12 protein-coding genes are annotated in these 12,063 nt (G+C 35.7%); 3 read left to right on the top strand and 9 right to left on the bottom strand.

Going from position 1 to position 12,063, the window contains the following annotated elements:
* Positions 1 to 35: 35 nt before the first annotated feature.
* Complete coding sequence (locus EHR01_RS15845; protein WP_135696074.1) at positions 36 to 908, top strand: molecular chaperone DnaJ; 873 nt, start codon at positions 36 to 38, stop codon at positions 906 to 908.
* Positions 909 to 952: 44 nt separating this feature from the next.
* Here the strand turns inward: EHR01_RS15845 and EHR01_RS15840 are convergent, their stop codons facing one another.
* From EHR01_RS15840 to EHR01_RS15825, 4 genes are read right to left on the bottom strand one after another with little or no spacing between them, the layout of a single operon-like run.
* The gene (locus EHR01_RS15840) at positions 953 to 1,498 is read right to left on the bottom strand and encodes a YceI family protein (RefSeq protein WP_135696072.1); all 546 of its coding nucleotides are present in this window, start codon (positions 1,496 to 1,498) and stop codon (positions 953 to 955) included.
* Positions 1,499 to 1,520: 22 nt separating this feature from the next.
* Positions 1,521 to 2,249, bottom strand: a complete 729-nt coding sequence (locus tag EHR01_RS15835) for a hypothetical protein (protein ID WP_208721798.1) — start codon at positions 2,247 to 2,249, stop codon at positions 1,521 to 1,523.
* 25 nt (positions 2,250 to 2,274) lie between these two features.
* Complete coding sequence (locus EHR01_RS15830; protein ID WP_135696070.1) at positions 2,275 to 3,321, bottom strand: hypothetical protein; 1,047 nt, start codon at positions 3,319 to 3,321, stop codon at positions 2,275 to 2,277.
* On the bottom strand, positions 3,318 to 3,977 hold the full coding sequence (locus EHR01_RS15825; protein ID WP_208721797.1) for a SanA/YdcF family protein: 660 nt from the start codon (positions 3,975 to 3,977) through the stop codon (positions 3,318 to 3,320). Before EHR01_RS15825 ends, EHR01_RS15830 begins: the two co-directional genes overlap by 4 nt.
* A gap of 76 nt (positions 3,978 to 4,053) precedes the next feature.
* Here EHR01_RS15825 and EHR01_RS15820 point away from each other — a divergent pair, with 76 nt between their 5' ends.
* Positions 4,054 to 5,067: a M23 family metallopeptidase gene (locus tag EHR01_RS15820; RefSeq protein ID WP_135696067.1), complete on the top strand. Its 1,014-nt coding sequence runs from the start codon at positions 4,054 to 4,056 to the stop codon at positions 5,065 to 5,067.
* On the top strand, positions 5,068 to 7,074 hold the full coding sequence (ligA, locus tag EHR01_RS15815) for an NAD-dependent DNA ligase LigA (protein WP_135696065.1): 2,007 nt from the start codon (positions 5,068 to 5,070) through the stop codon (positions 7,072 to 7,074).
* Between the two features lie 284 nt (positions 7,075 to 7,358).
* Here ligA and EHR01_RS15810 read toward each other — a convergent pair whose 3' ends face one another.
* The 5 genes from EHR01_RS15810 to EHR01_RS15790 all read right to left on the bottom strand — a co-directional run bounded on the left by EHR01_RS15810 (position 7,359) and on the right by EHR01_RS15790 (position 12,020).
* On the bottom strand, positions 7,359 to 8,186 hold the full coding sequence (locus EHR01_RS15810; RefSeq protein WP_135696063.1) for an arylamine N-acetyltransferase family protein: 828 nt from the start codon (positions 8,184 to 8,186) through the stop codon (positions 7,359 to 7,361).
* Positions 8,187 to 8,835: 649 nt separating this feature from the next.
* On the bottom strand, positions 8,836 to 9,423 hold the full coding sequence (locus EHR01_RS15805; RefSeq protein ID WP_135696061.1) for a hypothetical protein: 588 nt from the start codon (positions 9,421 to 9,423) through the stop codon (positions 8,836 to 8,838).
* A 775-nt stretch (positions 9,424 to 10,198) separates the two neighbouring features.
* Positions 10,199 to 10,648, bottom strand: a complete 450-nt coding sequence (locus EHR01_RS15800) for a GNAT family N-acetyltransferase (RefSeq protein WP_135696059.1) — start codon at positions 10,646 to 10,648, stop codon at positions 10,199 to 10,201.
* 198 nt (positions 10,649 to 10,846) lie between these two features.
* Entirely contained in the window at positions 10,847 to 11,236 is a 390-nt protein-coding gene (locus EHR01_RS15795) for a DUF1801 domain-containing protein (RefSeq protein ID WP_135696058.1), read from the bottom strand.
* A gap of 178 nt (positions 11,237 to 11,414) precedes the next feature.
* Positions 11,415 to 12,020 carry a YceI family protein gene (locus EHR01_RS15790; protein ID WP_135696056.1) on the bottom strand — a complete coding sequence of 202 codons (606 nt, stop codon included), beginning with the start codon at positions 12,018 to 12,020 and terminating at the stop codon, positions 11,415 to 11,417.
* Positions 12,021 to 12,063 lie beyond the last annotated feature (43 nt).

The following is a 12,063-nucleotide window of genomic DNA, read 5'->3' as shown; positions in this document are numbered from 1 at the left end:
CCCCGGTTTGAAATTGGTTCTAGAGTCGATTCTGTATGGTCCAAAGAGTAGAAGCGAAAAAATCCAAACAAATTCTGCACGATGTGATCTTCGAACTCCAGAACATTTCTGAGTCCATGTTGTGGTTTTTGTCGTACGACCGACTTTCTGAACTTTTAGAAATCAGAAAGGAAGATTGCCTTCGCAAAGTTTATCAATTCAAATCGGCAAAACCGCAAATGACACTTTCCGGAGGATTCCATGAAGTGGATGGAGACCTCCTCATTGATTTTCTCGCCTGGAGTTTGGAATTGGACGAAGTCGCAGAAGAGTTTCTGAGAGGTGGAATTTTTTTTAGTGAACGTCCGTTATATGAACTTCGCGAATCCTATAAAACCCTCGTCCAAAAAACAATCGCCAATCATAAATTAGACAGAGAACTATTATTACTTCTGACAGCTGCCACCGTTGATTATGATGATGCCGTTGATTCTTATCTCATGGATAAATTCGAAATTGATTTTTTTGTGAGGCGTTCCATCCATCAATTTTTAGAAAAATTCGAAATTCATCCAGAGTATGGAGCAGAAGAATTTTTATATGAATATTTAAAAAGCCTGATCCCTACAAAGATTCTCAACTTCCGTGACATCACTCGTGAATTTAGAGATAGAACCTATTACGAGTTATATGGTAGATTTCGAGAAACCAAAAAGAAAAAAAAGAAAATCGTAAAAACAGTTTCTGATGAAGTCAAAGACTTACTTGCTTTTTTTGATTTAGAACCGGGTGCGGGTATTACCGACGTTAAAAAGAAATTCAAAGAACTTTTAAAAAAATATCATCCCGATATCAATAAAAAAGGGGAAGAGATGACCAAACGAATTATCTTAAAATACAATCGTTTGGTAGAATTGATCGGAAATTAACACTAACTTTCTTTAGACGAATTGATTAAAATAAAATCTTTTACCTATTTCAAATGAATCTGAAAATAATATTTCACACGTATCTCATCTTTAGCTTTCATAAAAAGAAGAGATGGATTTTCTAATTCGAATTCCGAAAACTTAACCATAACAGATCCATCAATCTGAATGGATGTGTTATTTTCCTGTTTTACAATTGCATCAGAGGAAAAATCTTTATTATTTCCATTAATGGTTAATTTGCCTTTGATTGTATAGATTTGATCTTTTCCAGGCTGGACCGATTCGATTTTTACTAGAATGTTTGTTGCATCTGGATATCCCAAAATTTCCTGAATATGAGAGTCTCTATTTGTATCTCCAGAAGTAATTTTCAAAAGGGGAATTCTGATTTCAAAAGGAGATTTTAAAATGTAATGATTTCCCGAAACTTGGATGTTTGGAGTATCCATCTGAATTTCGTTACAAATACCGGTTACGTTCTTTGTAGTATGTTCCACAAAGAACTCAATATTCTTCTTTGCGACTTCCGCTGCAAAAACATTTGTCTTTAAAAACAAAACTAACAAAGTAACAATTATTTTTTTCATAAAATCGAACCTATCCTTAAATTTAAAAAGTAATAACGAGTAGTGCGATCGACATTGCCCCAAATCCTGTCCAACCCACTTGTTCCATTTGATGAGCAGCTCTAGGACCCTCTTTTTCAATTCGCGCACCTAACCCAGGTAACAATAGCATCGAAGCCAAATGAATAGGAATCATTGCTTTGTGGGCTAAAATAGGACTATATATTCTTGGTCCATCATCTTCATTCTCAGACTCTGACTCGATTTTAGACGGCGAAAAAAAAGCTAGGCTCGCCGTAATTGCGTACATACTAAAAGTCGCCATTGCTAAATTTTTATGCATGGCAGCTGAGTGTTTAGTTTCCCATTCCTCATTTGCCTTTAATGCCAAATACAAACCCGCATTATTGGTTGGGTCCTTAAGTAGAAAATAATCGGCAGCGATGCTATGTCGATTTAAGGGACTCATCGCAACCAAATACATCGGGTCATTTGAAGCGTACTGTGGATTTGCTAGTAAAAGGGTTTGAGCATATTGGTCAGACTTTCTATATAAAGTTTCAGAAGCTTTGTCACCTTCTAAGTTGGTAGCTAACCAAAGCGCTAGAGTTGTTAATCCCGCAATTTGATGCCATTCCAATAGGTTCCTTCTTTTTTTAAGAGATTCTTTAGTGGCCCGCGGTTTGTCGTTTTGTTGGAGCAAGGGAATCGATTGAGCAAAGATTGTTGAAAAGGAAAAAATACCCACAAACAAGATAACTCTTATTCTCATATCCTAAAGATTAGCACGAGATATTCTAATGTAAATAAATAATCCGACCATCCCATTTATAAAACAGAGGATATAAAGTTGCGACCACTGGAGAAATTACAGCCAAACTGATCCATAAATACCGTTCCCAAAACTTAGAAACCTTCCAAAACTCTACGGAATACAAAATCAAAACAGGAGTCGAAAGAATTGCAAACACACGATTTGTATCATATGTTAACATAGAAATGATATAACAAATGATAAATGTGAAAATTGAAATTGGTCTTTTATACATTAAGTATAAAATAAGCGGCCATAATCCATGAAATAATCCCAGTGTTCCCAAAATTGGTTCTGAAACATTCATACGAATGAATTCTTTTCCAATCATATTGGAAAAAACAGAAACCCGAGTTTGGTTCCAACTAATCTCCGTATTGGAAAAAATATACACTAGCAAAAAAACATATAAAAAACCTGACAAAACAAAGGAGACAGAAATAATTTTCCATCTAGAACGATCATCCAAAAACAAAACGAAATTAACGATCCAAATCAAAACGATAAACTGAAAACAATGATTTGAAAATCCTAAAAACAAAATGAAAGTTAAAATTCCCCGTTTCCATTTTGAAGAAATTTCGCTTATGAGTGTAATGATATAAATACAAATTAGTAAAAAAGTAATAGGATCTGAAAATCCAATCCAAGTTTTAAAGATTAAATACAGTGGGCTAGAGGCAATGAGTATGGCCAAACCAAATCCAAAAGTCCAATGGTATCGAAAAGAAACAAAACCAACAATGAATACACCAGAAAGAATATTAATAAAATCCAATATGGAAACAATATCCTGCGGCATCACCACAAGGCCAGTGGCCCAAAGAAACCAAGGAGTCAAAAATTGATCCCAAGGAGTTGCCGAACTAATCGGGTTTAAACTCAAAGGATAAAATCCTGAATTAAAAACCTTGGCTTCAAAAGAAGAATAAAACAACTTCCCCGGTAACCACTTAAAAATAAAAAACGAAAGCAAAACGGTAAAAAAAGAAAAAACTTTCGATTTAAATTTTGAATCAGTTAACTTCATTTAGGTGAAGAAATTGGAATCGAACCTTTCCAGGTAGAAACACCACTTCCTTCTATAGGATAGGGTTTACCTAAATATTTTGGTGGAGTGTCCCATTGGATGTCCCACCATGCAAGAACCCTTGCAGAAAACTCTCTAAACGAATAATAGGTTTCTTTTTTATAAGTTCTTAAATTGCATTCAAAACCGTATAACTCAAGTTCTAACTCTTTTCCTAAATAAATGGCTCTTGGCAAAAAGAAAGATTGGCTGACGAAGATGGCTTTTTTCACAAGAAAAACTTCTTTCGCACGAATGAGAGTATCAAGTGTTCGAAAACCAGCATGATCCACAAAAATATCCTCTGGTTTTACTTTGTGGTTCAACATAAATTCTAACATAGGCCGAAGTTCGTTATAATCCGATTTACCGTTGTCTCCAGAAAGTAAGATTTTTTTCACGCGGCCAGTGTTATACAAATCCAAACCGCAAGCCAAACGATCCATCAGAATCGGAGAGGGAGTTTTTCCATAAACAGCGGCACCGGGAACTATCGCCACTTCTGCTTCAGGGATTTCCATTGGCAAATCAGAATGAACCGAAGTTTGGTATACGTACCAAAACCTGAGATTGGTTGCCAATGCGACAAAACTCAAGAATCCAAAAACAAGAATCATTCCAAGAAATAGGGATTTCCACTTGACCCTTGAGAGGAATCGGAGCGTCTTATTTATGTAGGCCAAACGGTTCGTCATGAAGAAAAAAATTAAAGAAATTACGTCTGTTTTTTCACAGGACAATCCGAAAATCAAGAAACAGATTGATAAGGTGAAAGAAAAAGGTCACCAACGGATGACCATTCTTGTCATTCCTCATGGATATGATAGTTCTTTCCACTTCCAAATTTCGCATTTTACCATTCTATTTTTTTTGGCCTTAACGGTAGGTCTACTCAGTCTTGCTATCTTTGGGATTGTTGGTTCGAGTACGACCCAAAGCCAAATCAAACAACTCTCCAAAATTTACGGAACTTATTTTGATACATACATCACTCATGCCAATCAATTGGAAGAAATGAAAGAAGAGTATTCGAGACTAAATGAAAGTATGTTGGAGCTCTTTACTCTCATAGATGGACAAGATGATGAACTTTTAAAAATTCCCGCTGAAGATTTCATCGAAACCGCAGCTGTCGAATCTCTCCAAAAAGAGGAAAAAGAAGACAAACAACTGGATGTGGGTCGTAAGTACTTAAGCGAAATTTATGAACTCCGCCAATTAAAACACCGAATGGACAATTACCAACGTTTGGTGGAAGCAAACTACCAATTTTTATACCAACGTTCTGACATTTTATCCAGGTCTCCTCTCTTTAATCCCATGTATTCTTACAACTTAACATCTCCTTTTGGAATGAGAAAGTCACCTACAACTGGTTATTGGGAATATCATGATGGTTTGGACATGGCAAATGCAACAGGCACTCCTATTTATGCTTCAGCACCAGGACGAGTTGTAAGAGTTACATATTCCAACGTAGGATATGGACACCATGTCATCATCCAACATGACTTCGGCTTTAGCACGTTATATGGACACTGCTCAAGAATTTATGTCAGAACAGGACAAGAAGTCAAAGCTGGCGAACAAATTGCCGAAGTGGGTGCAACAGGGAATGTGACCGGACCCCATTTACATTACGAAATATTTATTTCCGAAGAAGGAAAAACAGATCCAGAGCAATACATGCAAGCCGGAGTTTACTGATTGCCTAAGAAAGAAAATCCTGCCAAACAAATTGCAGAACTTCGCAAAGAGATCCAAAAACATAACGATCTCTACTATAAAAAGAACACACCTAAAATTTCAGACAAAGAGTTTGATCTTTTAGTCAAAGAACTACAATCATTAGAAAAAGCTAACCCGAATTTGGTGGTAGAATCTTCCCCTACTTTACAAGTTGGATCAGACCTTTCTCCGCAATTTAGCAAATTCAAACACAAAGTTCCCGTTTTATCTTTAGAAAACACATACAATGAGACAGAACTCTCTGAATGGTTAGTAAAAACTGGAATCGATGAGTTTTATTCCCTCGAATGGAAAATTGATGGCGCCTCCATCTTGTTATACTATGAAAACGGAAAACTCGCACATTGTGTGACAAGGGGATCTGGCGGGATCGGAGACATTGTCACTGAAAACGTCAAAACCATAGAATCCATTCCACAAACACTTTCTGAACCCTTGAACCTATCGGTACGAGGAGAAATCTTTATGACCTTCGCTGATTTCGAAGAATTCAACGAAGAATATGGTGGTAAGTTTGCCAATCCAAGGAACTTGGCTGCGGGTTCTATCAAACAAAAAGATCCACTTGAAGTCGCCAAACGCCCATTAAGAATTTTTGTTTACGATGTATATTTTTCTTCTTCAAGAAAAGGAACTAACAAACATAAAGATATTGTTGCCTTACTAAAAAAGGAAAAGTTCCCTCTAGCTCCCGACTCCTCCATCATCCAAGGAAAAAACCTTCTCAAAGAAATTGAATCCTTTCGCAAGAAAAAAGACAAAATGCAATTCCCTGTGGATGGACTTGTGATCAAACTGGATGACCTAAACCTTCGCGAAAGTTTAGGAGAAACAAGCCAATCACCTCGTTGGGCTCGGGCTTTTAAATTTGATGCCTTACTCAAAGAAACCACAATTGAAGAGATTGACTTTGCGATTGGACGAACTGGTAAAATCACACCGAGGGCAAAGGTGACACCTATTTCTCTTGCCGGAACCACAGTCACTTACGCCACCTTACACAACCAAGACTATATTGACCAACTCGGTGCAGGGATTGGAGCAAAAGTATTAATTTCCAAACGCGGAGAAATCATACCCGCTGTTGAGAAAGTAACAGTTCCTCCAAAATCTGTTTTTGTATTACCCAAAGAATGTCCTGCTTGTAAAACCAAACTAACAAAAGTAGACGACTCCGTTGATTTTTTCTGCACCAACCGCAATTGTCCAGAACGTAAACTAAACCAACTCATATTCTTTTGTTCCAAAAAACAAATGAACATCGAAGGACTCGGCGAAAGACAAATTCAAATTTTCTTTGAAAAAGGTTGGGTCAAAGACATTCCAGATTTATACACATTAAACAAATACAAAGACACCATATTAGAGTTAGATGGTTTCGGAGAAAAATCAGTCAAAATCATTTTTGATGCGATCGAAAAATCGAAAGAAAAAGATTTTCGTTTCACTTTACCTTCGATTGGACTGAATGAAGTAGGACCCAAAGTCACAGAAATTCTCATTGAACATGGATTTGACTCTTGGGAAAAACTTGTTACTCTTTCCAAATCCAAAAATGCCGAAGAAGAATTAACCTCCATTCACGGCATCGGACCAAGAACAGTTGTTGCCTTACTTGCCCATCTAAAAGACAAAGAAACACTAAAACTCGTTAACACTCTTATCAAACTCGGCCTTAAATTCCAAGCAGACGAAACAGAAAAAAGCGACATACAACCGTTTGTTGGTCAAAGTTGGTGTGTTACAGGAAGTTTCGAAAACTTCCAACCTAGAGATATCGCAATGGACCTCATCACCAAACATGGTGGTAAAAAAGTTTCTGGCGTCTCTTCCAAAACCACTCATCTACTTTATGGCCCCGGTGCTGGTTCGAAACTCGAAAAAGCAACTGAACTCGGTGTGACTTTGGTATCAGAACCGGAGTTTTTAAAGTTATTGAAAAAAGAAGGGATTCCACTTCCATAAAAGGATTCCTGCTCTGACTCGCGAGTTTGTGTCATCCATACCCATACATGACGACTTCAGTACTTTAATAAAAACAATTATCCACGATGAGTGGGCGCCTCGAATCCGTTAGTTGATTGATACCGAATGCAATAACGACCGCGCTATTCGCTCCAATCTTTCCGATCTGTTTCTAGATAAAAATAATTTACTTCATGGAAAGGATTTCCGCTACTATCGCTGGCGCGGATGTAAGATTCTAAAAATTAGACACTATATTTCAGATGTTTTTTTATGTATTGTGATTAATCACTACAAACATTTTCCCATTGCAAACCAGTCGTCTGAAATTCTGTATCTAAAGGAAATGTAAGATTAAATTTTTCTTTAAGAATTTTTATTAATTCTTTAGGTGATTTGATAATCGATTTATTGGCTAAACCATACTTATCCCTTTCAGATAATTCTCTATTGACGAGTGTGTGTCTTTTTCCGTCCTCTCCAGCTTGTGCCACTATCAAACGATCTTTAAAATGTGATTTTGGGTGATTACTGGTGTACCAATTTGCTAGTACACGATCAATTTCAGGCATTTCCTCTAATGTAAATTCACATACATCGACCCAGCCATTTGGAAATAGAATTTGATGGAAATATTTATTATTTTCATATACAATTCTTCTTGTTTCGTGTTTGGTTTTCTGTTCAGTATCTTTAATTAATTGTATTGCTGATGTTAATGATACTCCACCAACTCCAACATCAGTGAACCATGTATTTCCGGATAGCTCGACTCTTAGAAAAACATGAGTTCGAGGAGGAATAAAATCCCTAGGTTTATCTAAACGAACTCTAGCACTAATAGGAGTTACTTCAAATCCTAATTTGCTCAGAACACTCAAAAGAAGTCCATTTTGTTCAAAACAATAACCGCCGCGTTTCTGAATTATTAATTTCTCAAAAACTGCATCCAAACTAATATCAATATTTTTTCCTAACAAAATATCCAAGTTTTCGAAAGGGATATTACGAACGTGTGCCAAAGTAATATTGTTAAGCAAATCCAGTGAGGGAACACGTGAACCCCTATATCCAATGCGATCAAAATACGCATCTAGAAATTTTTTTATCATTCAAAAGTCAATTCCTAAATTTTTTTCATTATGTTTATGTATTACTTTCAAAAGTAAATTACTTTTCTAGGCAATGCAGATAAGGTAATAGCAAATACAACTTATCTCGTCACTGAGTGGAGCGGCAGAATGATTTGTTACTATTATGCAACGTTTTCATTAATTAGTTTTGGCCTTATTAAGATTTTCGCAAGAAATATAATTCCTCCAAAAGGATATGAGATTTCCTCTACCTGACTTTCGGTTCATTTTTTTCAAACATGTTCAATTATAAAAAACTGCGGGCGAATATATGCAATGCGTTTAGCCCCCACATTGTGAATTATCCGACTTGCAATTAGCCACCGCCTGTACGCTATCCGAATAGCAAATAGCTCCTTGCCATCTCCAATCTTACGTAAACCGTGAGAGAGAAAATGTCATATATTATCCATTCCCGTATTAGGCGGTTAAACGAAATACAAATACATATCTTTTTTGATTGTATAGGATATTCGAATTTCACGTATACTTCTTTGATTTATCGGAACTACAGATACATAACTCGCAAATTAAAACGATTGACTGTATAATTAGGTAGCATCCTCAAAATCGATTCTGTCTGCATTCAGCGTCTAAATTGACTAACATTATCTTCCTTACTATAATATTAATGAGAATTAGGCTCGTACCATCGATCACATTTAAATTCGTCAGAGCGAACGTAATTTTCACGATCAGATCTTTGTAACCAATAGCACTCGGCATCTTCTCGGCTACCTGGCCATATGTCATTTTCCCAATGGCCAGACTGCATATGGTGAAATTTGCCAATTACCTGTTCTCCATTATCGGATCGAACGAGGTGATCAATGATGTAATCCTGGACAATACCATCGTCCAAAAAAACAACTAACACGATTTTTTCCTTTCTTAAGTAACTCTTTCTATTACCTTCTTCTTCAAGTTCATACACAGTGTTTAAATATTCGTATATTTTCCCAATGGGAAAACTTTTTCCAAAGATCTTTTTTTTGATTTTCCTTTTAAAAGTTTCAATTCTAGAAGGTCCTTCTGGAAACATTTCAAGTAGATTACTCTCCGTAGTGATTCCAGGAATCGGAAGTTTAGTTCCGTCAAAAAGAAATTTATTATGTTTATATTTATGCTCATCTGTCTCAGTATAGACTACCGGCTCAGGCTTACATAAGAGAATCATAATAAAAAACAAAACTAAATAAATAATTTTAAATCTCAACTACTAGTCAGTCCTAAAAACTCTACAAACATCAATGATATATTCTTAATATGGCTAAAAAATATAACATCCATTTTTCATAATCTACTTTATTTCCACTTCCATTGATCGAATGAATGCCAGTTGCATCTAACCACCTAAACGCAATCACGATAGAACCCACATGTGAACACTAAAAACAAGGTATAAGGATTCAAATTCCATAATGTTTGCAGACAGATGTACCAACGAATTGAAAACAAATGCTTGAACCTATGGGAGAAGACCAAAAATGTCGGTATGATATTTATAGAGATGTATATGGTCATTAAAATATGACCAACTTCTATAAAATAGAGTTTGTTAGGATACAAGTATATAAAAGAATAAAAAACGATTCTACAAAAATATAACGATAAAGAAACGGAAGAGGTCAAAACAAAAATCGTGAATCCAAAAACCTTCATTCAACCTATCCCCTTGCCCATTGAAACGAATCAGGATCTTAATCGTTTAATTATTACTTTAATTAAACCCCATTGAGCTGGAATTAAAAATGGCCAAATGTAATATACCATACATATTACTAGCCCCATTCCCCAATAAATTTCTAGATAAAAAGAAATCTTAAATAAAAATAAAATTAACAAATAACATGCAAAGCATATGCTTTGAATCAATAAAATACCTAACCAAAATGCTATAAAATTAGTTTCAAGAAATTTCTCTTCATCATTAGGAATAACAATTTTATTCTTATTATAGTGATTAAACATAAATTTAACTATAATTCAACTTAACTCAACGGATAGGTAAAATGCACCACTTCCTCTGGTAATCCGCCCGTTGCTCTATAAAAATCTAGAGCATAATCATCCACCAAATCTGCTTGGACAAATACTTCTTCGGCTCCCATTTTTTTACAGTAGGAGTTGATTCCTTGGATAAGTGATTTGCCAATTCCTTGGCGTTGGTATTTGGTAAGGACAGCTAAGTCAAAAATATAAACTAAAGGTTTTTCAGAATAATATTGGCGAAGTGTATAAGCAGTCAAACCACCAATCACTTGACTCTGAAAGATTGAAACAAAAACAAAAAAATCATCACGTGCCAACAAGGATTGCAAATAATCTTCGTTCGGCATTTGAAAGTTTTTCATTTCAAAGACATCTTCAAAGACTCGAATGAGTTCAATAAAATGATTTAATTCATTAGAGGACAGTTTTTTAATTTCTATATTATCCATATTCACTCTTTCAATTAAATGTTTATATCCGAATTACATATAGCCGCAGACTTAATCGATCTTTGAATCTTCCAATAGAATGCTTATATACGAATAGCGCATATTCGCAGTAGGGGGTTTAGACTTTTATATATCAATTTTACTTTTCATTCACATTCTTATATACGTAATGCGTATATATGCGCCTGTTATTGGTAATTACTTCAAACGCTCCAACACACCTTTTCGTTTTACAATATTTTTATAGTCCCATTGGATCTTTTTTGCCTGGCTGAGCCAAAGTTTCAGGTCTTTTTTCTTGATTTGACTAACATCTGTATAACGGACTTCGGCGGCCATAAAACTTCCTTCCGGCGTGAGTCCATCCACTTCAAAACTTTGGCCACTCCAGAAAAGAAGGCGAATACAAGTTTTTAATTTGCTATAACCAACAATAGGATTCCCATCTAAAAACCAAACGGGATGAGCATGCCATATTTTTTTCAGAGCTTTTGGGAGATGTAGATTAATTTCTCCATAAAGAAGATTACAAATCTCTTTATCTGTCGGGGACTGTGATTGATTATATATTTCGATTTCTTGACTCATAGAGAAACTCGCTTCTAAAATCAATTCTGAAAATTGAAACGATCAAAAATAACTTTTATTCGATTCATAGCAGACAATAAAAAAAATTTCCGACCAAGGACCCACTACCAATCGAATGAATTCAATTCATAGTGGGTAAAGTTCAATTGTTTGGTTTCAACTCATCCGGAATCTTACATTATTTACAAATTTTCTTTACGGTTGAGACAACTTTAACATCTACAGTTGGCCAAAGTTTACTCACACCATCGGATCCTTTATGTAAGTCATTACACTCGGCATTTAATTTACTAAGCCCAGATTGAAGACCAAGACCAACAACATCTACTGTTCCGATTACCTCAACCACTTCCCCTTTCCATACAAAAGAAACTGGTACTGTTGTTTTAGCATTTCCGAATCTCAGATTCAGTTTCGCGGAACCAGTTTCACCTTCTGAAATATCAGAGAACGTACCCGAAATTTTTTTATTTCCTTTCACAGATCCAAAAAAGAATTTTTTGATTTTTCCATCACGGTCAGGCACACCTGAATTAACTGAAGAAGAATCAATCTGAAACTGGATAGATTTTACAGCACCAAACTTTGATTTATCTTTTTGTTTCCCAACGACTTTGATAGAATCAAACTTTCCTTTAACACCTGTTTTCTCAGTAAACTTGAACGCTGTCCACTCTAAAGAGGTTTGGGCCGGGTCGTATTCATATATACAATTCTCTTGTGCAACCAACTGAGAGATGGCGCTGAGTGCGATTAGTACCAAAATGGAATTAAAAATTTTCATGGAAACCTCTACTGGAAAATAGAAAATGTAGAACAACGTTTTG

Origin of the sequence: Leptospira mtsangambouensis, assembly GCF_004770475.1 — a bacterium.
Classification (GTDB): domain Bacteria; phylum Spirochaetota; class Leptospiria; order Leptospirales; family Leptospiraceae; genus Leptospira_A; species Leptospira_A mtsangambouensis.
Note: the sequence above shows the minus strand (reverse complement) of the source record. Positions and strands in the feature narration are given on the sequence as shown.